Raw genomic sequence first — 25,347 nt, 5'->3', positions numbered from 1 at the left:
GCGTAAAAAAGTTTCGTGAAACAGAAAAGCAACATCCGGACAAAATAACCGCAGGAGGTGATAGTGATGCGCGGCTATGATGAAGAGTTTCAAAACGAGGTGGAGGCGTATCGGGAAAATCCCCCGGGAACCCATAATCAACGGACGGAGAAGGATCGGCATGACAAGATGGAAAAGCGGGAGACCCGTCTTGACTCGAACAATCGGTGACCGATGAGCGAAATCCTCCAGGCGGATTTCGCTTTTTTCACAGCAAAGACGGTGTTGAAAAGATGAGGAGTTGCCCAGGACAATGATACTGCCCGGCAATGGCAAGGTTGGCTTGGGCGAGTGCAGAAACCGCGCTGTTTCGCACAGGCGCAAAATGTGGTAAGCTTACCCAAGCACGATAAAGCAATGCCAGGAGGGTTTTTGTGAGCACCACGTTTGCAGATTTTACATTAAGCGCACCGTTGATGGATGCTTTGCGAGAGCAAAAAATAGAGCGGCCGACGCCTGTACAGGAGGAAGCGATTCCTCTCATTCAGAGCGGCCGAAATGCATTGGTTGAATCACCTACCGGAACGGGAAAGACGCTTGCTTACCTGCTCCCGCTGATCGATCGTCTGGATACTGAGTCCAAAGACATACAACTGCTCGTTTTGGCACCTACGCACGAGCTCGTCATGCAAATTACGAAGGTCGCGGAAGGCTTGCTTGCCAAGAAAAACATGTCGGCAGCGGCAATCATCGGAGGAGTGGACGTAAAGCGCCAATTGGAGCGGCTGAAGAAACGCCCCTCACTCGTAGCTGCCACCCCCGGTCGACTGGTTGAACTTTTGGAAAGTCGCAAGGTAAAGGTGCATGAAGTCAAAGCAGTCGTCGTCGATGAGGCAGATCGCTTGCTGGATAGCGGCTTCCTTCGATCCGTGCAGGAAGTGATGCGCCGGGTGATGCGGGATACCCAGCGGCTCTTTTTCTCTGCGACACTCCCTGACGCGGTTATCGAACTAGCGTCCGAAATGGCAAACGATCCTGCTTTGATCAGGGCATCGGGGCCGGAGAATGCCATTGGCGTCGTTCACATGTATCTTGTCAGCGAACCGCGGAAAAAGGTGGACACCCTGCGGCGTCTTCTGCGGTTGGCAAATGTTCGGGCGGCTATCGTCTTTGTCAACCAGATCGACAAGGTAGAGGAGATCGTCGCCAAGCTGGAATACCATCACCTGCCGTGCCGTTTCCTGCACCGCGACACGAGTAAAGAAGAGAGGGCCAGGGCCTTGCAGCAGTTCCGCGAAGGCGTGTATCCGGTCTTGATCACGACAGACGTCGCGGCACGGGGCCTGGATATACCGGAAGTGGAGTGCGTCGTTCACTTTGATCCAGCCCCTGACTCCGATACATACGTGCACCGCAGCGGACGAACAGGGCGAATGGGCAGGGCTGGACTCGTCTTTTCCATCAGCACACCCCAGGAACTGTTTATTCTCCGGAAATTTTCAAAGCAAACCGGGCTTGCCATCATGGAAAAGGTCATGTCTCACGGGCAATTGCTCGACCCCGAACAGGCCAGGGAAGTCTCAAACGAAAGACGTCCGGTACATAAGAAGCGGCGTTTTGAAACAAAGTAGGAGTGGGTTCACCATTCTTTTGTCCACAGGAGGTTCCCATGCGCAAAGATCGGTTGTATGAGGAAGATTTGCTGGTCAATGGTCCCGCCGGCGGAGAAGAGCTCTCGAAGCATGAGCGTCAGACCTTGCGTCGTGAAGCAGGGGAACTCAAGCAAAAAATGGAGAATGCCAAGCAGGAGCCAATCCGCGAGTAATGCAAAAAGAGCAGATACCCCAAGCTATGACGAGGGTATGCTGCTCTTTTTCATCTTCTGGTTGCGGATAAAGGCTTTCAGCTCATGCAGCCATTCGTCCACATCGGCATAGCCTTGATCGATGTGCAGGAGTCGCCTGATCATCGAGGAGACCTCCGGCTGAAGTGTCAGCTCTTCTTCCCAGCTTCGCTCTGGCTGGTTCTCGGGCGGCGTATACCCGGTGTAAAGCAGAAACAGAAAGAAGTGCCCGAGGGCGTAAAGGTCGCTTGCAGGTTCAACACGGCGTTTCAACTGTTTTTCCTCCGGATAGCTGCTCATGTCATCTGCGATGTAGGTTGGCGAATCTCCGTAAAAGCGCGCCAGACCAAAGTCGATCAGGTAAGGGGTCCCCTTTTGCCAGATCACATTCGGTATTCGCACGTCTCTATGAATGATCCCTTGCTTGTGCAGATAGGAGACAAGTTCGCCGACCCGGAGCATGAATCGGGCCGCCTCGTACTCGCCGAGGACAGCTTGCTCGTCAAACAGCAGTTCTTCCAGCGTCGGTCCTTCTATATATGACATCGCCAAAAAGGAATCACCCCGAAAATGAAACCGTTCCATAAAACGAGGCATTTGCGGGTGGCAAAGAGCCTGGAGAATACGCTGCTCGTATGCTTGCATGGCTTCTCCTTTTGGGCTATGGCGCAGGCTAGGCTTTACCTGTTTGAGGACGATCAGCTCACTTGTCACTTCATCACAGGCAAGGTACGCGATCCCGTAGCTGCCCATTCCGAGTACGCGATCGACAGTGTACTTCCCGATGCGAGTCCCGATCGGATAGGGCTTGTCTCGAACGGTTTCATTCCACCAAGCGACCAGTCGTTTCCACATGAATAGATCCTCCTCCTGAAACCATCATACCATAAGCGGCAGCGGGTCCATTTGAAAAGGAAGCGCCTTTCATGCTCCGAAAAAGGCTGACCGTTTCTTCCGCCATTTGTTATAATCAGTTCTGTTACTTGTCAGACAGGAGCGGAAGCGTATGAATTTTGTAATCGATTGGCTTTCATTTTATCTCATCGAACAGCCGGAGGAAGAGAGCGGGAACAAGCAGGTACGGATGACCCGCCATTTGTCTGGAGATGAATATGAGAAGAGTGAACTGCGGGAGTTTCTGGATGGCGAGTTTGCCCGCATCGCCAAGCGAAAGGCAGAGATGAATCCGAAGAGTGAAGCAAGCCCGACCAAACTGGGCCGGTTTGTGATCGAAGAGGGCCATCCGCTGGAGGCGAACCCCAACTATGCCCTGCTGAATCGTTTGCTCCAGGCCGTCACCGTAGGAGAGAGCAAGCAGCCATCGCAGGAGCTGGTGCAATCGTATCTGCGTACATCGCAAGTGAGAGGCGGGGTCCTGATCGTGGTGCGGACCCGGTTGGAGACCTTGGACGAGCCGTTCGTCTTCATCCTCAAGTGCGATTTTGAACAGAAAACAGCGGTAATTACCGATGAACACAGTCTCATTTCCAATGTGCAAATGGCTATTAATGCCAAAAACATGAAGTCCTTGATGTATCCGAATATGATTGAAACCGGCATGAACGACCCGTATCACGTCAAAATACACCAGTTCTCCCATGCTCGCTATTTTGAGGAATTTTTGCGCTTTGTGGAGTACCCGCAGACGGTGACGCAACTGATTTCGGAGGAAGTGCTCACGCTGGCCCGGCAGCATATCGAGCTCGTCTACCCCGAGGCTTCTGAAGAGCGGCAGCGGGCGGAGGAAGAGATCGAGCTGATTGCTGCAAGCCCGAAGCGCGAACTGGCGGAAAAATGGGACCATGAGACGGTGATGGAAGCCGCCCAAATTCTTACCGACAGGCAGCCGGAAATTGAGCTGAAGTGCAAGCTGGACCACATGCAGGTAAAAGCGCTGCTTGCTGATTACGGGAACAATTTTCATATCGCCAAAGTGAACGGCCGATACGTCATTTTGCTGGATGGGGACTTTTTGCAGTTCGAAAGAGGGGTGTCTCCCGTCGAGTTTTTAAAGCCGAAGGATCTTCATGAAATTGTTCGAGAGTTGGAGAGTCGCCAGCCTGGCCCAGGCTACGCCCAGTCGTATGCGCCAACTGTTTCCGAGAAGCCGCCATGGAATGACGCGGATGCCGGACCCGGCAAACCCGCTCAAGGTATCCCAACAAATCGGCAAACACCTCCCGACGACACCCCGCCATGGGACTAAAGCTCGGCAACAGCAGGTGAAACGGAGGCTCGCTTGCGGCCAACAGGAGTATACTTTCAAAAAGAAACGGGTGGATAGGTCATGGAAAACACCAATCGACAATCTCTCATGCAAAAGACGGTGGAATTGTTGAACAGACAGCTTCCGGCAGGTCTTTCCTGTGTGGGAGGGGAAGGAGAAATCCGTATCGTGGAAACTGAATCAGGCAAGCAATTGATCGCTGGGCTGCCGTTAACGCCGCTTTTTGTCCGAGCTGAAAAGACTCCGCAGGAAGCTGCCGAACTGACGCAGGCGTTCGCCAGGCGTGTGCTCGCCATTGTTCAGGGACATTTGAAGCCGATGACCTTGAAAGGTGCGGAAAGCCATATATATCCCGTCCTGAGGCATTCCTCGTTTGTGAAGAAAAACCCGGAGCGCTGGGTCCATCGCACGCATACGGAACAAACGTCGATCCTGTACGCTTTGGACGATGCAAAAGGCTATCGCCTGATCGAACAGGAAATGCTCGTCAGTGCCGGTTGGACAGCGGAAGAGCTGCATCGGCATGCCATCAGCAATCTGCAACAACTGCCGATCCCGAAAAAGCAGCAAAAAGTAGGGCCAAACACAATCACCTTTATTGCGGCTGCGGACGGGTATGCGGCAAGCAGAATACTGCTGCCCTCGCTCATCGAAGAGATGGAAGCGTCTCGGACAGGAGATGTTCTGGGTGTCGCCATTCCCCACCCGGATGTACTGATCTTCGGTGATTTGCATGGCGACTCGGGGGCTGAACTGCTGTCCAGACTCACCTATGACTTTGCATCCAAGAGCTCGATGCCGATCTCGCCGCTTCCGTTCGTCTGGGAAGCTGGGGAGCTTATTCCGATCGTTGTCGTCACGCATGAAAAGAAGAAAGGGGCCGGACCCGGAGCCAAGAGCTAAGGCCGTTTGGAGCCTCGGCCTCCTCGTGGCTATTCTCTCGCCTAGAAGCGGACATCTCCCGTCTCCAGCGCAAGCTCCATGAAGCGGCCAGCTTCATGGATGAGCCAGTAGGGACGGCGAGGCCCTTCGATGTACAAGGCTTGGGCGGTATCGAGCATGCGGGTTACCCGCGCGTAATCGCCCATCCGCAACGCGCAGACACCCATCGCCATCCACGGGTAAGGATCGTCCGTCTGGAACCGTTCGAACTGTGGAAAGGAGCTTGTGATACGCTGATACAGCGAATGCGCGATCTCTGGCGGAGCAATGCCGTACATAATGGGAAACGCCTGTGAAGTGGCATCCGGGTACCATTTGCGCCAATTGGGGAAGCTGCGGTTGAAGACCGCAAACGATTTTCGCAGCGGACTGTACATCCGGAGGATTCCCTGCCGGCAGGCCTCTGCCCGGAGCTTTGCTTCTCTGCAGGCTGCATGGTTTTCGAGCAGGGAGAACAGAAATGCGGCATCCTCCAGCCCCTTTGCGACCTCGCAGTTATCCATCAAGTATTTTACCCGATAAGAGCTCTTCGCCCACGTCAAACCGTCCTTCTGTTGCAAACGGGCGATTCCCTCCAGGAGTTCCAAGCATTCCTGCTCACGATCTCTCAACCATTCCCTGTCGCCTTCGTACCGCATCAATTCTGCCACCAGACTGAACCATGTGGCGTGGTAGCTGTCCTCGCTGTCTGCCGTGCCCGTGTCTTCCAGGCGTTCGCCGCGAACGAGGAAGTCATTTACATAGCCGTGTTCATTCCTGTTCCGCAAATACCAATCTGCATGGCTCTGCACGTTTTTACATTCACCCAGTCTGATCAGGGGGATCAAGGCGAGATTCGTGAAGTAAGGGTTGACCTGTTTTCGATCAGGCCCCAGTAGAAAGGTGCCAGACGGCAATTGACAGTCCAGTATGTATTGCTTCTGTAAACGTACAGCCGCTTGCATCAAACACAGCCTCCCGCCTTTTCTATGGGCTAAAAGCAGTGACAAATCTGACGCCCCACTCAATCATATGCAGGGAACGGATGTATTTCTCCTCGTCAATGGTAGGCAGATCAGACCGCTCATCCAACTCCGCAAGCCATTTGTCGTCGCGATACCAGTCTACCCCGTCTGCAGGCGGATGCTCCTGATCAGGCCAAGCGGCAGTCAGTGTCGGACTGTACAGCTTGTGAGTGCCGGGACGAAGCTCCGTGCCTTCCATTCGCGGGGTGTATGCGACATGCGCATCCACTGCATGCGGCCGCGGCGAAAAGAGATGGGGCCAGTAGTCGGCACGCGAACCGGAATGGGGAATCCGCTGCGCCCATTCGTATATTTTTGCCAGGCGGACAGGATTGTCAAAGAGCAGTTGGTACAAGGCTTTGCCCGTAGCGATGCGCTGCTCCAGGGAAGGAAAGCGTTGAACGGTCATGCCGCAAATGCGGAGTCTGCGATCGGTCGGGTGCTCCTTGTAAGGAAAGAGTACCTGATTCAAAGAGAGGACTGACTGGGCAAAGAAAGCCGGGCTAAAGAAAATGTGCTTCTGCGCAAAGGGCTTGTCCACTACTCTTTGCTCAATGTACTGCTGTTCATTGACGATCAGCGCACGGGTCAAAAGCTGGCTGTCGCGTTTGTGTAGAAAGTCTTGCCAAATCGGCTGCATAAAGCGTGAAACACCCAGATCCGGCAGGAAAAGAGTCAAGTCTTCATTCGCGTCTTTCATTTTTTCGTAAAGCAGCAGCTGGGCGTAGGCATCGTGGAAAATAAGCCAGTTGCAGCGTTCGAGAAACCAAAACGTCCGCTCCACCTCACTTGCGTCCATGAGACGGGGGAGCCACTCTCCTTTCAGATCGGTCATATTCCACCCGCCATTGCGAGAGACAAGATGGGCTAGCAATGCCCAATGCACCTCAGGATGCTTCTGAAAAAAATCAAGGTACGCCTTGGTGCGAGTGAGGTTGTTCCGATTGGCTTCATTCGTTGCGCGCCTGATCTCTGCCACCAGCCCGCGCTCTTCTGTAAGAATTGGTTTCATCCAGATCTGCCTTTCTGATATCAGTCTGTCGGTTGTGTTTCATCCACCGTTCCAGTAAAAAAGCAGGCCGCCGTGGTGACCCGCTTTTTATCCTATCATTTCCAGTACGAGAAGACGCACCAATAGGTTTTCTTTGGCCTCTTCCCATGTTTTCCCAAACTTAATGATACGCTCTGATTGGTATTCCATTTCTGCGATAAACATGCCGTCTTGCTCGTAGATGTTCATAAACGATCGTCTCCTCCAAAAAGCCTTTCAACCATTGTATGCTATTATGGAAGAGATGATGCATCAACAACAAAGCCGAACCCGGGAGTGGTGAGCACAGATGAAGATAACAGCAACACAGACAGCAATCGCGATTCTGCGTCCTATGGCCGCAGAGAGGGGGCAAGCAGTACGGATCAATGGAGAATTGGTGGGAGGCTGCGGGATGACCGTCGAATATGGCTTGTTTTGGGATGACCCCGCCCCAAGTGACCAGATAACCGAAGAAGCAGGTGTAACCTTCCTGTTGGACGCAGAGACAGTGGATTACATCGGGAGTGATTCGCTCGTTGTCGATTATCGGGAGCAGCAGGGGTTCCGACTGGTAACCCCTGAGCAAATTGTCGCCTATGGGCTGCGTGTCAAAGGAAGATGGGAGTAAGATTACTTGGGGAAGAATTGCAAAATGAAGGCGAGCATACCCGCCGCGATAAGTGGACCGACCGGTACACCGCGAAAAAACGTCACGCCAATGATCGTACCTAGCAGAATGCCGGTCACGACCAATGGATTTGCTGTCATCAGGGTGACTCCTCTGCCTCCCAAATAGGCAACGAATATCCCGACAAAAACGGCGACAATCGACTGCCAGTGGGTGAAAATAGAGAGGATGGTCTGCGGGCTGATCTTTCCGCTTGCCAGTGGCGCCAAGACGCCGATGGTCAACACGATGATGCCGATCTGTAAGCCATACTGTTCCAGGAAGGGAAAGGCCTTCTCAACATGGAGCAGCCTGACCAGAAGCAATACAGCGACGGCGATGGAGACAGCGGAGTTATTTCCGAGAATGCCCATGGCAAGCAGGGCTAGCAGCATCAGATTAATAATGTCCATGTTTACAAATACTCTCTTTCTTTTTGCCCCTATTATACCCGAGTAAAGCGGAGTCGTGGCAATCTTTTCATGAGAAAAGCCGGTCTTGTATCTGCCAAGACCGGCTTTCATACATACACCAGCTATACCCACAACTCCAGCATTCCGACAGGGAAACCGACAGCCTCGGGTGAATCGGGAAATTTCCCCCAGGCAAACACGCCATTGAAATACTCAATCGTAAATGGTTGATCGTGCTCATGGACGCGATAGGTTCCGCCGATCCGAAATTCATCGGTCCCGATGTAATACGATTTGGCCATAAAAAACTTTTGGCGATAGATGGCCAATTGCGACGAGTCGCCGAGTTGCTTATTTTCTTCGATCAAGAGGCGCAGACGCTCCATCTCTTCCTGCAGCTCAGCCAAGGTCATTTGACTTAACAATCGCACGCCGACGACCTCCTTTCCATGCCTTCCATTGTAACAGGAAACAGGGGAATTGACTATGTACGGCGAATGCTAAACGAGGTCGGCAAAGCACTTATAGGATAGAAAGACCAGGTATAGAGGATAAAGTCAGCAAAATTCAGCACGAAGAGGAGGATGAGGAACTTGAACCGATTTGATGTAACAGGAAAAACGGCGGTCGTAACCGGAGCAGGCAGAGGCATTGGCAAAGCGTTGGCGCTGGGATTGGCCGAAGCAGGGGCGAAGGTGGCTTGCGTAGCTCGCACAGAGACGGATATCCGCGAAGTGGTACGGGAGATCCAACAGATGGGTGGTACAGCTTTTGCGATCCAGGCAGACCTGACAGAGGACGCGGCTCCGGAGAAAGTAGCTGCTTCGGTGATGGAAAAATGGGGTCGCTGGGACATCTTGATCAACAACGCCGGCATGAACATCCGCAAACAAGCGCTAGACGTATCAACGGAGGACTGGGACAAGGTCGTTGATCTTAATCTGAAAAGCACATTTCGCATGTGCCAGGCCGCAGGCAGAATCATGTGTGAGCAGAGGTACGGACGCATTGTCAATATTGCCTCGGTAGCGGGGCTGGTCGCCTTGCGGACGGGAGTAGCCTACGGTGCGAGCAAATCCGGGGTAATTCATATGACAAGGGTTCTTGCCTTGGAATGGAGCAAGTACGGCGTCAACATAAATGCGATCGCTCCCTGGTATTTTCGGACTCCGCTTACAGAAAAGCTCCTGGATGATCCAGCATTTCTGCAGGAAGTGCTGAGCCGTACTCCGAGCGGACGGATCGGAAATGCAGAGGATTTGGTCGGGCCGGCGATTTTCCTTGCTTCCGATGCTGCTGCATACATATCCGGCCAGACAATTGCAGTTGATGGAGGGATGTCCGTTTACGGGTTCTAGACAGAACCCTCTTTTTTTGCAAAAAAAACAGCACTCCCAAGGGGAATGCCAAGTTTTGGGGGCGATTGAGAAAAATGTCGATTGGCCCAAAAGAAGCTGCTTTGCTCTCACCCAAAGCAACGATCTTCATCCGGCATTTTCACAGTAGGCATAACTAGATAATCAAGAGACCTAATCATGCGTACTGTGAGAAATCGTGAACTTTTCTCAATGCGTTGAAAAAGTGCTTACGTATAGAAATGTAACAGAAAAAGGTTAACTGTTGATAAAATAAAAATAAAGTAATATTAAATTTAATTCACAAATCTGATGTCCGGCCTTATCGGGCAAACACATGATTCTTGATACGGAGCGTTGGCGTTCTGGACCAGATCCAATCCGACGTTGCCGTTTTTGGATTGAAAAAGTAAAGAGCTCCCCCAGAAGGATCCCGTCCGTTGACCGCATCGCTCACAGCCTTTCTCGCCGTCTCATTCGTTTTTTGTGATAAACGGCCGTTTTGTACCGGCGAGAATGCATTGCGGGCAAAAATGACCTCTCGAACCGTGTTTGGAAATTGAGGAGACTCTACCCGATTCAACACGACCGCGGCGATGGCCACTTGTCCCTCATACGGTTCTCCCCGGCCTTCCGCGTAAACCAACCGGGCTAACAGTTCCATATCTCGTTTCGAGATTCTTGCTTTTCCGTTTCGAATAGCGATCCGCTGATCGTCTCGACTCGCTCGAACGGATGTGCGTTCTTCTTTTGCAATGCGAGGTTTTGAACCATTCCGTGAAGATTGCTTGTCCGCCACCTCGGCTTTCGCTGGCTGCATGTCACCCTTCATCGGCAGAGAGGGTCCCCACTTGATAATCTGGGGGGCAGTTGCGTTCGTCGGGGTGACAAACAAACAAAGCAACAATAAAACAAAGCTGTTTAGAAAGAAGAAAAAGCGCATTCGCGCTTCTCGTGTCATCACGATCAAAACCACTCCTTTTCGCTTTTTGCTCGTGTGTCGCGGAAGCGAATCAGGTCATGTGCCAGTTTACCTGTGGATTGGAAGTGGTTCAATAGGAGATTGGTTCCATAGAACTATTTACTAATTGCTGATTGGCGTGCTGCAAGCCGGACCAAGATGAGGGAATACAAACAGCAGAAGATAAAAATCAGCTGCGGGATAAAGAGAAGCGCAACTATTCCGTCGACCGAATGGGGGAGGAGCGGCGAGGTAAACGCCACTGCCAGAAACGCATATAACAGTATTTTTTGAGCCCCTTCGAGCTTCTGGGCAAAGTCGAGGGAGCCTTGCATTTTGGCGACGGAACAGATCGCCTGGTACATGGTGTAGATTATCAGGAAATGAAATATGGTTTGAATGCTTTCGAGAAAAGGTGTCAAGGGATAAGAAAGTATCGGTTTTCCCTCTTCGCTCCCGGGGAGAATGACTGTCAAGGCTACCCGATAAATGACGGACAGGACCGTCATAAACATGGCCGTACGGAAGCGGAGATGTAGCGAGACCAAGGCTCGGAATCCGAGAAAGAGCAGCACGTAACCGATGAAGTCAGGCAACAGATCAATCCCTTGCACACGGAAGGATATCAAGAGAAAAAGCAAGCCCCACCATATTTGCAAATACGCTTTTCGATACACGACGGGTTATCTTCCTTTCCGGATGGCTTGGAGTAGTTGATCGCGATCGCTTCTGGCGCGGAATGGCACTTCCTCTACGAATTCAGTGCCATCAGAAGTTCGGAAGTGCAGATGTATCGTTCCGGCGAAGCTCACACCGTCCTCAGATACTACGCGATAAGAAACCTTGAGCGGCTCCCCTTTCGAGAAAGAGAGTGTCTTGCCCTTTTCCCACAGGGAGTCATTGATCGAAACTTCCAAATCTTTTGCGGATACGGCGGCGGGCAGGAAGGTTACATTTGTAAGCAGTGCATCTTTTGCAAATCGGGAAGTGGCGCTGCCCTCATTTTCCGAGCCTCTGCTGTGATAACCGCTCAATACTGTTGAAGGCTCTCCTTCCCGCTCTTCATCCAGATAAAGCTCACCGATGTCGACCATCTGCGAGGAGCCATCCGAAAAAGTGACCTCCAGCTCTGTTATTTTCTTAGGAATGTCGGATTCGTTTGGAATGATAAATTGAACTCCGCGATAGCTCACATAATTGTCTAGATGATAATTGCCGTCACCGCCGGAGGCGCGGATCGCCGAAGGAAAACCGGGTACAACAATGCTTCGCACCTCTCGGGGGTCATTCGTATTTTTGACGAAGGATAGATTCCATACATATCCTTCATTGAAGAGGGGCAGGCGCTCGTAGTGGCGCAGTATATACAGTTCACTGAGGGTTTTGTGCTCGTACCAAGCGATACTCAGAACCCACATGACAAGCCAGATGGCACTGGCTGCAAAGATTGTCTTTTTCTTCATCCATGTACACCTCAAAAGAAATAGACGCTCGGGATTGGTAAAAGTTTCAAAAGAAAAGCCGCCGGTTTTAACCGACGGCTTCGATGCATTATTTTTCTTCGATCGTAATGGTTTTGATGGTAACGGGTTGCTCCGGTACGCTTTGCTCGTTGATGAGCGGGTTTGCTTTTACTTTGACGGCGGCGATTTTGTGGACTACATCCATGCCGCTTACGACCTTGCCAAAGATGGTGTAGTTAGGCGAGTTGTTCAGTCCCTCGACATCCTTCCCTGATCCGATGAAGAATTGGCTGCCGTTTGTGTTGGGGCCGACATTGGCCATCGCGACGATGCCTTCTTCATATTTGTGGCCGTTGTTGAGTTCATCCTCAAAGTTGTACCCAGGGCCGCCGGTTCCATCGCCTTTCGGGTCGCCGGTCTGGATCATGAAGTCTTTGATCACGCGGTGGAAGGTCAGGTTGTCGTAGAACTTGTCCTTCGCCAGGAAAACAAAGTTGTTGACTGTTTTGGGAGCGTCTTTGGCAAACAACTCCACCGTAAAATCTCCCAAAGAGGTCGATACTTTTGCAGTATACTTCTTGTTCGTGTCGATCGACATGGCTGGGTATTCCTTATATTTTCCCGGAGGCGCCGGCTGAGCCGGGGTCTTGTCCTTTTCTTTCGGCTGTTCTTGAGTCGGTTGATTATTTGTATTTTCCGGAGAGGTAGACTCGTTATTGGAACTACAGCCGATCAAGAGTCCGATTGAGAGCACAATCGTGAAGATAGCCAGTAAGGATTTCTTCATCTAGTCATCCATCCTTTCGTAATATCCTTGATTCACAACACACATTATCATACACTTCACCATCTCGTCAAAATGCGGCAGGGATATGGAAAAGTTGAGGAAACTTATGAAGAAAGAAAAAAATCCTCTCGTGCAAGAGAGGATAGAGCATGCTAGCCGATCACTTTTTTTATCGCTTCATGAACCCTGTCAGGATGAAATGGTTTTACGACAAAGTCTTTTGCCCCTGCCTGAATCGCAGCGACGACCATGTGCTGCTGACCCATCGCGGAGCACATGATCACTTTTGCTCCCGGATCAATCTGCTTGATTCCCTTTACAGCGTCAATGCCTTCCATTACCGGCATGGTAATATCCATCGTCACCAAATCCGGTCTCAATTGGTTATATTTTTCAATGGCTTCCTGACCATTCTCGGCTTGTCCGATGACCTCGTGCCCGCCCTTTTGCAAAATATCAGTCAGTTGCATCCTCATAAACGCTGCGTCGTCAACCACTAAAATCTTAGCCATGTATTGTTCTCTCCTTGCTTCTTGGTGTACAGGGACTATATACCCATTCGCTCGCAGGACTAAACCTGCGCAACGTTGAAGGATCGTCACTTGATCGACAGAGGTAGGCACATGATATAATGTTAGGAAATGTGACATTGGAGGGGTTAGCGTGGCAGACCGCTTTGAAACCAAAACCGTACATATTGGACACGAACCGCTGAGACAGGTAAAAGGGAAAGCTACTCCCATCTACCAGACGTCTGTTTTCGCTTTCTCGAGTCTGGAGGATGTTGAGCGATATTATGCCGGAGAAGGGGAGTTCTTGTATACACGAAATGGAAACCCGAACCAGCATGAGCTGGCGGATACTGTGGCCCGCCTGGAGGAGGCAGAAGCGGGAGTCAGTGCTGCTTCTGGAATGGGAGCGATTATGGCTGGTCTGCTTTCTGTCCTGGGACCGGGGGACCATGTGCTTGCCTCTCATGAGATTTACGGAGGCACTTATCATCTGCTGTTTCACGAATTGGCCAAACTCGGAATATCTGCGGAGGGCATTGATCTGAATCGTCTTGATTCGCTCGACAAGCATATCCGTTCCAACACCAAGCTGTTTTTCATGGAAACGATCACGAATCCTTTGCTGACGGTTGTCGATATGCCCTATTGGATTCAGCAAGCAAAAAGCTACGGTCTGACGGTCATGGTCGACAATACGTTCGCGACCCCCTATCTGGTGCAGCCAACGCTCTTCGGAGCTGATCTGGTAGTGCACTCGGCAACCAAATACATTGGGGGTCACAGCGATGTAACGGCTGGTGTTCTGGTCGGGTCGAAAGAACTGATTGAGCGTGCCCGACAAGTGATAGTCAACTACGGGGCGTCTCTCAGTCCGTTTGAAGCCTGGCTGACCGCGCGGGGACTCAAAACATTGGCGCTTCGCATGGAAAAACAATGTGACAATGCCAGCAGGGTCGCTCAATTTCTCAAGGACCATCCGGCTGTAAAAGAGACATTTTACCCGGACGCGGAACACACCGCCTTCTTCGTCCGTCCAAAGCAGGGGGCGATGGTTTCATTTACGCTTGCCGATGAGAGCCGGGTGTACGATTTTTATCGTTCCTTGCGTTGGATCAAGCTCGCTCCTTCGCTGGCTGGCGTGGAGACAAGTGTCTCTCATCCAGTAACGACCTCGCATCGGGCCTTGTCAGAGGAGCAGCGTTCCGCAAGCGGAATCACCATGGGGCTGGTCCGTTTGTCGGTAGGGATTGAGGCGGCAGAAGATATCATGGAAGAGCTTAATCGGGCATTGTTGACATGATTTTCCAACACCTTACCTTTTTTAACAATTTTTTTCGCCAAATCCTGTAACATTTTACCCATTTGAAACGTAGTACTTTGATGTAGTCCAAAAGGGGGAAAGCTCCTGCAATGTCGATTTTTTGTACCCAATTTTGTACCCAAGATTCGTCTTGCAGCGGGTGACGAACAGTATGGAGATGGCGATTAAACGATCGGAAGGGCCGTCCACCGAGTCATCAAATCAATATTTTGAAGCGCGCGATTTTAGCGAACTGTACGATGAGTACTTTGACCGGGTAAACCGCTATCTTCGCTGCCGAGTCCGGAATTCTTGGGACGCGGATGACTTGACCACGACGGTCTTTTTAAAAGCGCTAGAAAAATTTGAACAATACAGCAGAACCAGTCCCTTTGCATCCTGGATTTTTCGGATTGCCCACAACACGTATGTCGATTTTATGCGAAAAAACAGGGAAGTGCCGGTGGATCAGGAAATGTTTGTGGGAGCGGAAGCAGATGAGACGTGGCAGCCGGAGCGGTTGACACTGTTGAATGAAGATATTCGCATGCTTCGGGACCGTCTGGAATTATTGACGCAGGACCAGCGGGATGTGCTGACGCTGCGCTATTTTGCCGACTTGAAAATCAGCCAAGTGGCAGAAGTGTTGGGGAAAACGGAATCAAGCGTAAAAATGATCTCCTATCGGGCTTTGCATCAGCTCCAGAGGATGTACGAAAGGGGAGACAACCAATGAGAGACCAAGAGCGCTTCCCCAACGACGGTTATGACGAAGGTACCATTGCACAGCTTCTCTCCCACCTTCAGGAACTTAGACGGGCAGTACCGGTTAACTATATGCTCAAAGAAAAGTTGAAAAAGCAATTGCTTCAACGGATACAAGAGCTAGAGCAGGAACGGAAACGAGCGCAGACGAGCCAGAAAAGCGGCAAAGCCCGCCGTCTGCTGCTGGTGACAAGCGGCGGCCTTCTGTTGCTGCTGCTTGCTGTATGCTTCGGTATGTGGGGAGACAATACTCCGTCGGTGCGTCACTACTCGGTGATGACGCTCGCCACCGATGGGACGGAGCCGCTGGTTGACCTGAATGCGGATGGTACCGTTGTTGCCTACGTGGAAGACAAGAGGGTTGTCAAGACAAGAGAGCCGGATCATTCGCAGTCACAAGGGACCCTTGTCCTTTCCGATGGCGGCGGTGAGTATACGGCAGTAGCCTGGTCAAATCGCGGAAAACAACTGGCTGTTGTGGAACAGGCAGAAGAGTTTTCGCGTTTGTGGATTGTCAGCTTGGCAGATGAGAATCGTCCTTCGAGCAAACGGCTCCTGAAAGAAGAAAAAGGCGTTGTACTCGGAGCTCCAAGCTGGTCGCAATACGATGAAAGCATCGCCTATACGCGGCAGACGAGCGATGGAACCGAGGAGATTTGGGTCAGCAGCACCGTAGCCATGCAAGACTGGAAGCTGGTCGAGGGAACGCAGCCGGAGTGGTCGCCTGACGGAAGGTTATTGGCTTTTGTAAAACAGGACACCGTCCACGTTATGGAAGTACGGTCGGGGGCGGTCACAAAGCTGGAGGCAGGCGTATGGCCATCATGGAATAATGTCGACAGCCTTACATTTACCACACCGGACGGAAAAATGAAGCAAGCCCAGATGAGTCAAGACCCGCCTGAGATACGGATTGTTCCCATTCGAAGATTAGGGGATGGCGCATTGGTCAAGGCTCAGTGGTCCAGCGACCGCAACCACCTGCTTTTGACTCAAAAGCAAAAGGGTGAGACGAAGACCATAATTTCAATTGCGTCACGATGACGAGCGGAGGATAGAGGCATGAAATGGAAATGGCTGCTCGCTTTGATAGTGCTTTGTCTGGGGGCAGCAGCTGCACCCGCAGCTGCAGAAGGGAACTACGAGATAACCGTTAATGTCCCTCTTGATGGCATTGTCAAATACGATTCCTGGATGAGGCTGGAGGTAGCGGTAACAAGCAGAGACAAGCCTTTTTCCGGGACGGTAGAATTGCGAAAAGATCCTTACAGGCAGCAAAGCCGCAAGGTCATACTGAAACAGCCCTTGACCTTGCAAGAGGGAGAGAAGAAACAGATTTTTTTCGATCTCCCGGCCGAAATGATGATGAACGACTGGAAGCTGCACCTGGTCGAGAATGGCAGGACGGTGAAAAGTGAAAAAGTACGATTGCCCTACCCCAGAGACGGTATCATCATAGGCGTGTTGCACTCCGGCGACAGCGCCTTTCACTTTTTGGCAATGAACCAACCTGGTCCCGGTGTCAGGGCGCCTTATATCGTCCACAATTTGTCACCCGAGCTGATGCCTGAGGTGCCGTGGCAATATAACAACCTGGATATTTTGGCGCTAGGTGGAAATGACGTTTCGGCCCTTGGAGACAAGCAAGTAGAGGCGATCAAACTCTGGGTCAAGCAAGGCGGGGTTCTCATTTTTTCGGCAGGACCGGATCAACCGAGGGTATCGGAGAGATTCTCGGACCTCCTTTCCTTGAAATCACACGAGCATGGAAAAATATCAGCAACGGAAGGTCTCCGTCCATACCTTTCGGAAAAAATCATACCTTCTCTTGACATCCCTGTTTACGATGAGCGTCAGCCTTTATTCGTCTCTCGGAAAATGGGCGAAGGGTTATTTCTGTTTGTCAATTACGATGTTTCGCAAGAACCGTTGGCATCTTGGCAATACAACGCACAGCTCTGGCAAAACGTCTTTCAACAACACGGCATTCAGAACACCTTGTCAAATAATATGTACTTTGACCAGCTTGGGCGTCCGTCTTTGGAACTGAGCAGACAGATTCCGCAGGTAAGAACGCCTGACCCGGTCATGATGGCCGGATTATGGGTGCTGTATGTACTCATCGTCGCTCCCGTTTTGTATTGGCTCTTGAAACGCAAAGAGAAACGACAATGGGCCTGGGCCATCATTCCAGGGGCGGCTGTCTTGCTCAGTACAGGGATATTTTATCTGGGCAAGCCTATGGTCGTATCGGAAGACGTCAGCTATGCCGTGACAAAGGTTCGTTTGCTGGATAAAGAGGCGGCGGAGGCGATGACCGCTTCTTCTTTCCTGGTCGTAAGCGGCGGGAATTTTGACGTCGATACCAAACCGGGAACCGTGGCGGTACCGCTGTCTGTCGGACGAAATGATTACGAGCCGGAAGGGATGGTCGCGGAAGGGAAAAACAGTGGTGACAGCATTCTGACGTTTCAGAATGTCCCGTATCTGACCCCCCGGCAAACGGTAGGATTCAGCATGCTGCGCGATACAGGACAAATCGAGACCCATCTCCGGGTAACAGGAGACCGCATCACGGGCAGCATCAAAAACGATACCGTGTTTTCGCTTGAACAAACGTATCTGGAGGTTGGGTTTCAGCGCATCCCGATAGGAAGCCTGAAAAAGGGGGAGGGAAAGAATATCGATGTAAAGCTGGAGTCTCTGTACATTCCTCGTCAAACATTTTCCGAGGGTGAAGAGACGCCGGAACAACGCGTTCGCCGCATGCAGGATGATGTCCTGGCATATGGCAGTGGCAACACGATCCGAATCAAGGGTATCAATCAGGAGCCGCTTTCTCCTTTCACGCTGAAGCTTCCCCATCGGGACCATCACTGGAATGTCATCGCGCAAAATGTTCAGCTCGAACCGGATGCAAATGGCTACATCACATATCCATTCGGGATGCTGCGTGTCGATATCCACGAAGTAAAAGGCGATTTCGATTCCAACAGTGATGGTCTCTGGGAGCTGTCCAAAGGCAGTGCAACCTTTGCCCTGCAATTGGGCGAGGCCCTGCAGACAGCGGTTCAATTGACCGTGCCTCTCGACCACAGCATGTTTCGTCCCTTCGAAAAAGAGGTCTTCCATCAAAAGAGCGGCAAATGGATGCCGCTGCCAAGGGATAAACGGCTTATGCTTGAGAAGGAGCTTCGTGAGTACCTTACCCCCGATGGATCGATTCTGATCCGCTTCTCAAATCCGGGAGAGCAACGCCTGGCATTGCCGATGCCGTATTTCCAGGTGGAGGGAAAGGAGCGCAAGCAAAATGATTGAGACCATTCACCTAAGCAAGAGCTATGGCAAGGTGCAAGCACTCATCGATCTCCAGCTACGGATCGAGCAAGGAAAGGTATTCGGGTTTATTGGCCCAAATGGGGCGGGGAAATCCACGACGATGATGATCCTTTCGACATTGCTGGAGCCAACCGAAGGCGAGGCGTTCGTCTGCGGTTACGATGTGCGGAAGGAACCGGCTGAGGTCCGCCAGTCACTCGGCTACATGCCCGACTTTTTTGGCGTGTATGACAATTTGACAGCTGTCGAGTACCTTGATTTTTACGCAGGTGCCTTCAAAATAGCTCCGCAAAAAAGAAGCTCGCTGATCGCAGACCTGCTGGAGCTGGTGAATTTGTCGGACAAAGCGGAAGCCTATGTTGACTCTCTGTCCCGCGGAATGCAGCAGCGGCTCAGTCTGGCTCGATGCCTGATCCATGACCCGCAGGTGCTGATTCTGGATGAGCCGGCATCCGGTCTGGACCCCCGGGCGCGAATCGAGCTCAGGGAAATTTTAAAGCAGCTACGCTGTATGGGGAAAACGATCCTGATCAGCTCGCACATTCTGCCAGAGCTGGCTGAGCTTTGTGATGACATCGGAATTATCGAAAAAGGCCGATTAATCGCTTGCGGCGGATTGGATGAAGTGAGCATTCGGGCGCGCGGAGTGACACTGATGATGGTGAAAACACTCAGAAATCACCATCGGGCAGCGCTTATCTTGGCCGAAAACATGTTTGTGGAAGATTTGGAGGAAAACATGGACGGTTTTCGGTTTCGTTTCATCGGAAGCGACCATCAGAAAGCGGAGCTGCTGCAAAAACTGATCGAGGCAGAGGTAGCCGTGTCGTACTTCGGTGAGTCGAGTGAGAATCTGGAGGCTGTCTTCCTCGCCATCACGGAAGGAGTGGCGGGAAGATGAAGTCGTCATCATTAAATCCGATCATCGTCAAAGAGCTGCGTGAACGTTTTCGCTCCAAAAAAACAGTTTGGACATTGGCACTGTTTTTGTTGATCATGGGAGGGATTCCGCTTGGCTTTTTGATCGTCAATCCGATCAAAGCCGGAAGCCTCGGGCAAAACAAAGACCTGTTCGTCATCTCGGCAGCCCTTCACTACGCCATGATCTGCTTCGTGGCGCCGGCCTTGACGGCGGGCGCGGTAAGCGGCGAGAGAGAGCGGCAGACACTGAACATCCTGCTGACCACTCAACTGTCGCCGAGGACGATTATTTGGAGCAAGCTGTTTACTTCGCTTGCCTTCACATCCTTGCTCGTGATTGCATCCATGCCTCTGTACAGTATCGTCATGCTGTACGGCAGCGTATCCCCGGAACAGCTCCTGACACTGGCTCTGTTCTTCGGTGTGAACATCATGTTCCTCGGATCGCTCGGGCTTTTTTGTTCCACCTGGATCAAGCGGACGGCAGTCAGCACGATCATCGCGTACGGCATTGCATTCTTTTTTGTCGTGGTAACTGGTCTGCTCTTCCTCTTTCTCGGAGAGATTCTGATTCAACTGACCCCTGATCGGTCGCTCCAGCAGGAAGTGTGGGGCAGGCCGGAGCTTCAATACCTTGCCGGGATCAATCCGGTGATCGTGCTGTTCGCCATACTGGGCGAGACAGTACTGCCTACTATTCGCTTCGATTTCACCCCTTGGCTGTTTTTTTCGTGCTTCTATTTGGTACTGAGCATTTTGCTTGTCTTGTGGAGCGCATATCTCTTGAGGCCGATCCGGCGAAAATGGTGGAGTTGGAAGAAGTAGAACATTCATGTACAATAGGTTCATAGAAAAAGGGGGAATACGCGGTGAGTGATCAGGACATTCAGATTATCGATTTTGAAGAAATGCTCCGCTTCGTGGAACGCCGCCTGGCCGAGGCCGGGAAGTACGTGCAGCGGGATGCGATCATTATGATCCTTCAAGCAGAAGAAGCGTTTTTGATGGAAAAAGGAGTCATTCAAGAAGTGAAAGAATAGCGATAGGGCAGCCTGCTTTGAGTAGGCTGCCTTTCTTTTTCGGAAAAAAAAGAGGATACAGGAAAAAAATGGCGAATACATGACCCATCTGAACATTGTTATAAAGGAGTGCTTTCCGGTTGCAAGCGCAAGAGAGGGATGGAAAGCAGGCGATCGATCTGTATCGGGATGAACTGCGCCGGACCATACAAAATGTACATAATCTGATTTTCAAGTACAAACGCGGCGAAGATGGGTCTTTTATTTTTACGTTGTCAGAAGGTAAGCTGGCCAGGGATTTTGGGCTGACGACTGAATCAATCGGCCAAAAAAAGCTGCAAGAGATCTTGCTGACCTGTAACGAGGAAAAAATACTCCCTTTGTATGAACGTGCTTATGCAGGTCAAATTGTCGAATACGAAGCCTCGATCGGCGATCGGATATTTACAACGACATTGGCGCCGATTACGGATTCTGGCGACGTTGTGGAAGTAGTCGGTTCGCTTACAGAGATTACCGAACGAAAACAAATGGAACGAGAATTGAAAGAAACGGAAGAACTGTACCGCAGTCTTGTAGAAGACACGCTGGTTGGCGTATACATCGCCTATGTGAACGAACCCGGCTTTGTCTACGTAAATCCGCATATGGCGGATATGTTTGGGTATACTCAGGAAGAGCTGATGAAGCTGGGAATGGACGAAGTCATCCTCCCCGTGGAAACAGCCGATGAAACAACAAACAGCCACAAGGATACCAGTCACTCGATGCGCTATCCTTTTCGCGGATTGCGAAAGGATGGGAGCACAGTCGAGCTGGAAGTGCTGCAAAAAACGACGGTGTACAAAGGGCTTCCGGCAGTGATCGGCATTTTGCTTGATGTAACCGAAAGAAAACAGGCCGAGGAAATGCTGCGAAAGTCGGAGATGCTCTCCATTATCGGGCAACTCGCTGCCGGTGTCGCTCATGAGATTCGCAATCCGCTTACCTCGTTGAAAGGCTTCCTCCACCTATTGCAATCCCGCTATGAAGACAAGCCGAAATACTACGACATCATGCTCTCTGAGCTAAACCGGATTGAGCATATCGTGAGCGAGTTTCTCGTCTTGGCCAAACCTCACAACGTTGTCTTTAATCTCCATGACATCCGTCCCATGCTGGAGCAGATCATCCTGCTCGCGGAAACGCACGCGATTATGCACGATGTACAAATTGTCACGAAATATGATGCAGACCTGCCCCCGGTTCGCTGCGAAGAAAATCAGTTGAAGCAAGTATTTCTCAATCTGTTGAAAAACGCGATCGAGGCGATGCCTGACGGTGGAGAGGTGCATGTAGAGGTGGAGCGCGAGGACAATGTTGTAGTGGTCCGTTTCCGCGATCACGGCTGTGGCATACCGGAGGATCGATTGCCAAAGCTTGGCGAGCCCTTTTTTACGACGAAGGAAAAAGGAACGGGGCTGGGTCTGATGGTCAGCTATAAAATTATCAACAGCCTGGGCGGAAAAATCACGGTCAAGAGCAAGGAACGGGAAGGAAGCACGTTTGAGGTGAGGCTGCCTGTTGTCTAAGCTTATTTGCTTCCTGAGGAAAAAACCGGTATGATGGGAAGGAAGTAGCCAATTTCATCAATAAGGACGTGAACACATTGACCGCTGAGGAAAAAGACCTGGAACTGGGTGACGTCATCACGCTTGACGACGAAAACGGAGAGCCTTTGGGCGATTTCGAAGTCATCGCAATGTTCGAATTGAACGGGAAAGAGTACGTAGCCCTTACAGAAGCTGTCGAAGACGAGGATAGCGACGAGGATTTGGAAGAGGAAGTTGACATTTTCGTATTTCAAATAGACGGTGGCGAAATGGTACCGCTGGAAGAAAACGAGGAAGATGCCGTTTACAATAAGCTGAACGAAGTGCTTGAAGGCATCGAATTGATCGAGAACGAATAAGAAAGAAATGTACAAAAAGACCGCTGCATATACGAGCAGCGGTCTTTTTGTTGCTAATCGTTCATTTTGATGATGTTGTCCTTCAGATCGCGAACGACCAGCAGGCAGGTGTAATCGGTCTCTTGCAATTCCCGAACTAGCGCGGAAGCCTCATCCTTTGTCAAACCCAGCTTTTCGAGACGTGTCCGCAATTCTTCCCCGCCATTGTCGAAAAAGTGAGCCTTGCTGTCAATATTTCCAACTGCGCTCTCAAAATGAGTACTGTACTTGTAGTAATTGTCACGCTGATTGGAGTGATTTTTGTCCGGATTCCATTTGAGTACCCAGATATCGTCCTTGTGATAGCCGGAAGCATTCAGAGCCTGTATATCGGAGGCCAGCTCCTGGTCATAACGGTGAAATTTCACGAAAGGTTTCGTTGCGCTGATCAAGGAAGTTCCCCCTTTTTGCCTGCGGTTTTCGCTCATTCGTAGCTTGCCCATAACGATGAAAAACATCGTTTGGAAAATCATAGATAGATTTGGAGGAAAACGGAAATTTCTGTAGAACCATGTAATCAGGTAATTATTCCCATGCGACAGACGCGAGCTACCCCATCACGCCTTCCGAACCCGTCGTCTGGCAGGGAAGATGACAGGAGGAAGTTGTCACAATGCCAACGCCACATTCATTCTCTGTAACCGCCAAGCATGTGCCTCTACGTACCAGTCCTTACTCCGTGTTTCCCCTAAAACGATTTCAGCATCCCGATTCGTTCGCTTCCGTCCAGCTGAATCAGCTCTACCACTCACTGTCAAAACCATTGATTGAGAGGCCGGACGATGTCCTGAACAGCCGCCTGTATTACTGGGCAAGTCCGACACAGGCAGATGCGTCGGCGTGGTCACAGGTGCAGGATATTATCAGCTTCAGTTACAACTACCGGTATCTGAGCGATCCTACGCAATATGTTCCGATCGGTTACGAAGTAGATGACAAGTCGCAAGTTTTTACTGTCCAACAGGATTTGGGAAATGACTCTGTTGTTTTGGCCACGGCCCGGGCAGTCGTGGGATCAGAGCTTGATTGCTACGACTTATTTGAAGGGGTAGAGAGGAGGGAGAAGGCGGTAGAATTTGTCCGCTTTTCCTTCCATCCCATCCTGGATATGTTTCCCAAGGATCCGAATGCGACTATGTTCAAAATCCTTCAACTGCACAAACGATATATTTTTCGCATGCTTCTCTCCACGATGGTGGACTTCGCCCAAAGGGCCGAATGGGGGACGATGTTTATTATTCTCCCGCCCCATGTAAAGAAGTATATGGCGGAATCTGGATTCGGTCTGATTCCGGTTCCATTCGCGTTGCCAAGTGAGGCCAAAGAGTATGACGAGATGCGAAATACATTTTCAAAGTACTGGAAGCCGGGTGCTCCCGTGGAAGAGCAGCCCGCTCTGTACACTGTTTCGCCGCAAGTGGAGCCCTTTAAAAAAGAGCTGAATGGATACACGATCATTTTGTAATCAGGACAAGTCGTCTGAAAGCGGGGGATTATGCATGCATTCATTCCATGATTGGCAACCGGGAACGAAGCAAGAGGAAACGGGATTCGTTTGGCGTCCGGAGTTTTTTCGCTTGTCACGAATCGAAGACCAGCATCGTGTAAGCGAGCTGATGGAGACGGAACGCCCGGAAGTCATTGATCGTCTGCGTCCCCAATTACAGGAGATGATCAAGGCGAAACATGCAGGGATACGCTTTTCGCCCGAAGAGCTGTCTGCCGCGGTGGACGAGTACCTCGGCTCCACACCCATCTCTTTTCATGGGGTATGGGTGTATTATCCGTGGAGGAAAAAGCTGGTTCACTTGCTGGACGAAGAGGATTTCATTTTTGTGCGGACCAATCGGAACCGCAACAAAATAACGGCGGAGGAGCAAAAGCGGCTCTCTGAAAAAAGCATCGGCGTTATCGGGCTGTCTGTCGGTCAATCGATCGCCCTGACTTTGGCGATGGAAAGAAGCTGCGGTGAAATCCGGATCGCCGATTTTGATACATTGGAGCTTTCCAATTTAAACCGCATCCGGGCCGGTGTCTTCCAGCTCGGGCTGCCCAAGTGGGTGATTACGGCGAGGGAAATTGCGGAAATTGACCCATATCTGCGGGTAGTTTGCTATCCGGAAGGTATTACAGAAGAAAATATCGAACGCTTCTTATGGGATGGCGGCAAATTGGATATTCTCGTAGATGAGTGCGACAGCCTCAATATTAAAATTCTCGCCAGGGAGAAAGCGCGGCTGCATGGAATACCAGTCGTCATGGATACGAGCGACCGCGGATTATTGGACGTCGAACGCTTTGATCTGGAGCCGGACCGCCCCATCCTTCACGGATTGGCGGAAGGTTTGGATTACAGCCGGCTGCAGGGGTTGTCCGACCAGGAGAAGATTCCCGCCGTTTTGAAAATCGTCGGTTATGAAACGATGTCTGAACGGCTCAAGGCGTCTTTGCAGGAGGTGGGGAAGAGCATTATGACCTGGCCCCAGCTTGCCTCGTCTGTTTCTCTGGGAGCCGCAGTGGGCGCAGATGTTTGCCGCAGAATCTCGTTGGGGCAATTTACCGGTTCAGGCCGGTACTTCGTCGATATGGAGGAAATCGTTTCCGACAGGCAGGAGAATCTTGTGTAGGCTTTTGCAAAAAAACATGTCACCAGCCATCTCGCGCAGCGTGAGATGGCTTTCTGTTGCGCCAAATGGATCGCAAGCACCCGCGGAACCACTCTATTCGCGATGACTCGTCAGCAGTTACCGTTTTGAATGGTGAGAGTTTGCTGGCAGCATTGTCGGCAAAAGCGCGCCGCACTGGGGATTCGATACATTTTTTTTGA

The 25,347-nt window shown here is 51.2% G+C and carries 30 protein-coding genes; 18 read left to right on the top strand and 12 right to left on the bottom strand.

Annotated features, from left to right (window positions below; genetic code table 11):
• Positions 1-66: 66 nt before the first annotated feature.
• From NST37_RS14270 to NST37_RS14260, 3 genes are all read left to right on the top strand, one after another.
• On the top strand, positions 67-210 hold the full coding sequence (locus tag NST37_RS14270) for a hypothetical protein (RefSeq protein WP_003385710.1): 144 nt from the start codon (positions 67-69) through the stop codon (positions 208-210).
• Between the two features lie 203 nt (positions 211-413).
• On the top strand, positions 414-1,610 hold the full coding sequence (locus NST37_RS14265) for a DEAD/DEAH box helicase (RefSeq protein ID WP_003385708.1): 1,197 nt from the start codon (positions 414-416) through the stop codon (positions 1,608-1,610).
• 38 nt (positions 1,611-1,648) lie between these two features.
• Positions 1,649-1,804, top strand: a complete 156-nt coding sequence (locus NST37_RS14260) for a hypothetical protein (RefSeq protein ID WP_327927641.1) — start codon at positions 1,649-1,651, stop codon at positions 1,802-1,804.
• Between the two features lie 24 nt (positions 1,805-1,828).
• Here NST37_RS14260 and NST37_RS14255 read toward each other — a convergent pair whose 3' ends face one another.
• Positions 1,829-2,677 (bottom strand): protein kinase, encoded by an 849-nt coding sequence (locus NST37_RS14255; protein WP_003385704.1) that lies wholly within the window; start codon positions 2,675-2,677, stop codon positions 1,829-1,831.
• A gap of 151 nt (positions 2,678-2,828) precedes the next feature.
• On the opposite strand from NST37_RS14255, the gene NST37_RS14250 reads away from it, so the two are divergent.
• Positions 2,829-4,028: a DUF3900 domain-containing protein gene (locus NST37_RS14250; RefSeq protein WP_003385702.1), complete on the top strand. Its 1,200-nt coding sequence runs from the start codon at positions 2,829-2,831 to the stop codon at positions 4,026-4,028.
• 81 nt (positions 4,029-4,109) lie between these two features.
• Entirely contained in the window at positions 4,110-4,952 is an 843-nt protein-coding gene (locus tag NST37_RS14245) for a DUF1444 family protein (RefSeq protein WP_338463441.1), read from the top strand.
• A gap of 41 nt (positions 4,953-4,993) precedes the next feature.
• Here the strand turns inward: NST37_RS14245 and NST37_RS14240 are convergent, their stop codons facing one another.
• The 3 genes from NST37_RS14240 to NST37_RS14230 all read right to left on the bottom strand — a co-directional run bounded on the left by NST37_RS14240 (position 4,994) and on the right by NST37_RS14230 (position 7,235).
• On the bottom strand, positions 4,994-5,935 hold the full coding sequence (locus NST37_RS14240) for a hypothetical protein (RefSeq protein ID WP_003385699.1): 942 nt from the start codon (positions 5,933-5,935) through the stop codon (positions 4,994-4,996).
• Between the two features lie 22 nt (positions 5,936-5,957).
• The gene (locus NST37_RS14235) at positions 5,958-7,007 is read right to left on the bottom strand and encodes a DUF2515 family protein (protein WP_003385696.1); all 1,050 of its coding nucleotides are present in this window, start codon (positions 7,005-7,007) and stop codon (positions 5,958-5,960) included.
• A gap of 87 nt (positions 7,008-7,094) precedes the next feature.
• Positions 7,095-7,235, bottom strand: coding sequence for a hypothetical protein (locus NST37_RS14230; protein WP_170208365.1), 141 nt, complete (start codon positions 7,233-7,235; stop codon positions 7,095-7,097).
• 100 nt (positions 7,236-7,335) lie between these two features.
• On the opposite strand from NST37_RS14230, the gene NST37_RS14225 reads away from it, so the two are divergent.
• Complete coding sequence (locus tag NST37_RS14225) at positions 7,336-7,656, top strand: iron-sulfur cluster biosynthesis family protein (protein ID WP_003385694.1); 321 nt, start codon at positions 7,336-7,338, stop codon at positions 7,654-7,656.
• Positions 7,657-7,658: 2 nt separating this feature from the next.
• Here NST37_RS14225 and NST37_RS14220 read toward each other — a convergent pair whose 3' ends face one another.
• Positions 7,659-8,108 carry a DUF441 domain-containing protein gene (locus tag NST37_RS14220; protein ID WP_024984090.1) on the bottom strand — a complete coding sequence of 150 codons (450 nt, stop codon included), beginning with the start codon at positions 8,106-8,108 and terminating at the stop codon, positions 7,659-7,661.
• Positions 8,109-8,230: 122 nt separating this feature from the next.
• Positions 8,231-8,539, bottom strand: coding sequence for a YfhH family protein (locus tag NST37_RS14215; RefSeq protein WP_024984089.1), 309 nt, complete (start codon positions 8,537-8,539; stop codon positions 8,231-8,233).
• Between the two features lie 162 nt (positions 8,540-8,701).
• Between NST37_RS14215 and NST37_RS14210 the strand changes: the two genes are divergently transcribed.
• On the top strand, positions 8,702-9,466 hold the full coding sequence (locus NST37_RS14210) for a glucose 1-dehydrogenase (RefSeq protein ID WP_003385691.1): 765 nt from the start codon (positions 8,702-8,704) through the stop codon (positions 9,464-9,466).
• 319 nt (positions 9,467-9,785) lie between these two features.
• Here the strand turns inward: NST37_RS14210 and NST37_RS14205 are convergent, their stop codons facing one another.
• The 5 genes from NST37_RS14205 to NST37_RS14185 all read right to left on the bottom strand — a co-directional run bounded on the left by NST37_RS14205 (position 9,786) and on the right by NST37_RS14185 (position 13,186).
• Positions 9,786-10,427, bottom strand: a complete 642-nt coding sequence (locus NST37_RS14205; protein ID WP_031932872.1) for a cell wall hydrolase — start codon at positions 10,425-10,427, stop codon at positions 9,786-9,788.
• Positions 10,428-10,540: 113 nt separating this feature from the next.
• Entirely contained in the window at positions 10,541-11,101 is a 561-nt protein-coding gene (locus tag NST37_RS14200) for a hypothetical protein (RefSeq protein WP_003385689.1), read from the bottom strand.
• 6 nt (positions 11,102-11,107) lie between these two features.
• Positions 11,108-11,887 carry a hypothetical protein gene (locus NST37_RS14195; protein ID WP_003385688.1) on the bottom strand — a complete coding sequence of 260 codons (780 nt, stop codon included), beginning with the start codon at positions 11,885-11,887 and terminating at the stop codon, positions 11,108-11,110.
• An 88-nt stretch (positions 11,888-11,975) separates the two neighbouring features.
• Positions 11,976-12,674 carry a peptidylprolyl isomerase gene (locus NST37_RS14190; RefSeq protein WP_003385687.1) on the bottom strand — a complete coding sequence of 233 codons (699 nt, stop codon included), beginning with the start codon at positions 12,672-12,674 and terminating at the stop codon, positions 11,976-11,978.
• A gap of 152 nt (positions 12,675-12,826) precedes the next feature.
• Positions 12,827-13,186: a response regulator gene (locus NST37_RS14185; protein WP_003385686.1), complete on the bottom strand. Its 360-nt coding sequence runs from the start codon at positions 13,184-13,186 to the stop codon at positions 12,827-12,829.
• A 151-nt stretch (positions 13,187-13,337) separates the two neighbouring features.
• Here NST37_RS14185 and NST37_RS14180 point away from each other — a divergent pair, with 151 nt between their 5' ends.
• From NST37_RS14180 to NST37_RS14140, 9 genes are all read left to right on the top strand, one after another.
• Positions 13,338-14,486: a PLP-dependent aspartate aminotransferase family protein gene (locus NST37_RS14180; RefSeq protein ID WP_003385685.1), complete on the top strand. Its 1,149-nt coding sequence runs from the start codon at positions 13,338-13,340 to the stop codon at positions 14,484-14,486.
• A gap of 172 nt (positions 14,487-14,658) precedes the next feature.
• Positions 14,659-15,222, top strand: a complete 564-nt coding sequence (locus NST37_RS14175) for a sigma-70 family RNA polymerase sigma factor (RefSeq protein ID WP_003385684.1) — start codon at positions 14,659-14,661, stop codon at positions 15,220-15,222.
• The gene (locus tag NST37_RS14170; protein ID WP_024984088.1) at positions 15,219-16,295 is read left to right on the top strand and encodes a PD40 domain-containing protein; all 1,077 of its coding nucleotides are present in this window, start codon (positions 15,219-15,221) and stop codon (positions 16,293-16,295) included. Before NST37_RS14175 ends, NST37_RS14170 begins: the two co-directional genes overlap by 4 nt.
• Positions 16,296-16,313: 18 nt before the next feature.
• A complete protein-coding gene (locus NST37_RS14165; protein WP_003385682.1) occupies positions 16,314-18,569 on the top strand; it encodes a hypothetical protein in 2,256 nt (751 codons plus the stop codon).
• Positions 18,562-19,491, top strand: a complete 930-nt coding sequence (locus NST37_RS14160) for an ABC transporter ATP-binding protein (RefSeq protein WP_338463445.1) — start codon at positions 18,562-18,564, stop codon at positions 19,489-19,491. Before NST37_RS14165 ends, NST37_RS14160 begins: the two co-directional genes overlap by 8 nt.
• Positions 19,488-20,336, top strand: coding sequence for an ABC transporter permease subunit (locus NST37_RS14155; RefSeq protein WP_035979656.1), 849 nt, complete (start codon positions 19,488-19,490; stop codon positions 20,334-20,336). The genes NST37_RS14160 and NST37_RS14155 overlap by 4 nt, the downstream gene beginning before the upstream one ends.
• 44 nt (positions 20,337-20,380) lie before the next feature.
• Positions 20,381-20,551, top strand: a complete 171-nt coding sequence (locus tag NST37_RS14150; RefSeq protein ID WP_003385677.1) for a hypothetical protein — start codon at positions 20,381-20,383, stop codon at positions 20,549-20,551.
• Positions 20,552-20,670: 119 nt separating this feature from the next.
• Positions 20,671-22,101 carry an ATP-binding protein gene (locus NST37_RS14145; RefSeq protein ID WP_031932869.1) on the top strand — a complete coding sequence of 477 codons (1,431 nt, stop codon included), beginning with the start codon at positions 20,671-20,673 and terminating at the stop codon, positions 22,099-22,101.
• Between the two features lie 77 nt (positions 22,102-22,178).
• Positions 22,179-22,481, top strand: coding sequence for a DUF1292 domain-containing protein (locus NST37_RS14140; protein ID WP_003385675.1), 303 nt, complete (start codon positions 22,179-22,181; stop codon positions 22,479-22,481).
• Positions 22,482-22,534: 53 nt separating this feature from the next.
• Here NST37_RS14140 and NST37_RS14135 read toward each other — a convergent pair whose 3' ends face one another.
• Positions 22,535-22,912: a general stress protein gene (locus tag NST37_RS14135; protein WP_003385674.1), complete on the bottom strand. Its 378-nt coding sequence runs from the start codon at positions 22,910-22,912 to the stop codon at positions 22,535-22,537.
• A gap of 221 nt (positions 22,913-23,133) precedes the next feature.
• Between NST37_RS14135 and NST37_RS14130 the strand changes: the two genes are divergently transcribed.
• Both NST37_RS14130 and NST37_RS14125 read left to right on the top strand, forming a co-directional pair.
• Positions 23,134-23,985 (top strand): hypothetical protein, encoded by an 852-nt coding sequence (locus tag NST37_RS14130; RefSeq protein WP_031932868.1) that lies wholly within the window; start codon positions 23,134-23,136, stop codon positions 23,983-23,985.
• A 34-nt stretch (positions 23,986-24,019) separates the two neighbouring features.
• Positions 24,020-25,147: an Rv1355c family protein gene (locus NST37_RS14125; protein ID WP_003385672.1), complete on the top strand. Its 1,128-nt coding sequence runs from the start codon at positions 24,020-24,022 to the stop codon at positions 25,145-25,147.
• Positions 25,148-25,347 lie beyond the last annotated feature (200 nt).

The sequence above is a fragment of the Brevibacillus sp. FSL K6-6036 genome (genome assembly GCF_037964015.1).
Lineage (GTDB): Bacteria > Bacillota > Bacilli > Brevibacillales > Brevibacillaceae > Brevibacillus > Brevibacillus borstelensis.
Note: the sequence above shows the minus strand (reverse complement) of the source record. Positions and strands in the feature narration are given on the sequence as shown.

Excerpts from the sequence above, each read along its gene's own strand:
- NST37_RS14270 (WP_003385710.1), top strand. The coding sequence starts at position 67 with ATGCGCGGCTATGATGAAGAGTTTCAAAACGAGGTGGAGGCGTATCGG.
- NST37_RS14260 (WP_327927641.1), top strand. The coding sequence starts at position 1,649 with ATGCGCAAAGATCGGTTGTATGAGGAAGATTTGCTGGTCAATGGTCCC.
- NST37_RS14255 (WP_003385704.1), bottom strand. The coding sequence starts at position 2,677 with ATGTGGAAACGACTGGTCGCTTGGTGGAATGAAACCGTTCGAGACAAG.
- NST37_RS14250 (WP_003385702.1), top strand. The coding sequence starts at position 2,829 with ATGAATTTTGTAATCGATTGGCTTTCATTTTATCTCATCGAACAGCCG.
- NST37_RS14245 (WP_338463441.1), top strand. The coding sequence starts at position 4,110 with ATGGAAAACACCAATCGACAATCTCTCATGCAAAAGACGGTGGAATTG.
- NST37_RS14240 (WP_003385699.1), bottom strand. The coding sequence starts at position 5,935 with ATGCAAGCGGCTGTACGTTTACAGAAGCAATACATACTGGACTGTCAA.
- NST37_RS14235 (WP_003385696.1), bottom strand. The coding sequence starts at position 7,007 with ATGAAACCAATTCTTACAGAAGAGCGCGGGCTGGTGGCAGAGATCAGG.
- NST37_RS14230 (WP_170208365.1), bottom strand. The coding sequence starts at position 7,235 with ATGAACATCTACGAGCAAGACGGCATGTTTATCGCAGAAATGGAATAC.
- NST37_RS14225 (WP_003385694.1), top strand. The coding sequence starts at position 7,336 with ATGAAGATAACAGCAACACAGACAGCAATCGCGATTCTGCGTCCTATG.
- NST37_RS14220 (WP_024984090.1), bottom strand. The coding sequence starts at position 8,108 with ATGGACATTATTAATCTGATGCTGCTAGCCCTGCTTGCCATGGGCATT.
- NST37_RS14195 (WP_003385688.1), bottom strand. The coding sequence starts at position 11,887 with ATGAAGAAAAAGACAATCTTTGCAGCCAGTGCCATCTGGCTTGTCATG.
- NST37_RS14190 (WP_003385687.1), bottom strand. The coding sequence starts at position 12,674 with ATGAAGAAATCCTTACTGGCTATCTTCACGATTGTGCTCTCAATCGGA.
- NST37_RS14185 (WP_003385686.1), bottom strand. The coding sequence starts at position 13,186 with ATGGCTAAGATTTTAGTGGTTGACGACGCAGCGTTTATGAGGATGCAA.
- NST37_RS14175 (WP_003385684.1), top strand. The coding sequence starts at position 14,659 with ATGGAGATGGCGATTAAACGATCGGAAGGGCCGTCCACCGAGTCATCA.
- NST37_RS14170 (WP_024984088.1), top strand. The coding sequence starts at position 15,219 with ATGAGAGACCAAGAGCGCTTCCCCAACGACGGTTATGACGAAGGTACC.
- NST37_RS14165 (WP_003385682.1), top strand. The coding sequence starts at position 16,314 with ATGAAATGGAAATGGCTGCTCGCTTTGATAGTGCTTTGTCTGGGGGCA.
- NST37_RS14160 (WP_338463445.1), top strand. The coding sequence starts at position 18,562 with ATGATTGAGACCATTCACCTAAGCAAGAGCTATGGCAAGGTGCAAGCA.
- NST37_RS14155 (WP_035979656.1), top strand. The coding sequence starts at position 19,488 with ATGAAGTCGTCATCATTAAATCCGATCATCGTCAAAGAGCTGCGTGAA.
- NST37_RS14130 (WP_031932868.1), top strand. The coding sequence starts at position 23,134 with ATGCCAACGCCACATTCATTCTCTGTAACCGCCAAGCATGTGCCTCTA.
- NST37_RS14125 (WP_003385672.1), top strand. The coding sequence starts at position 24,020 with ATGCATTCATTCCATGATTGGCAACCGGGAACGAAGCAAGAGGAAACG.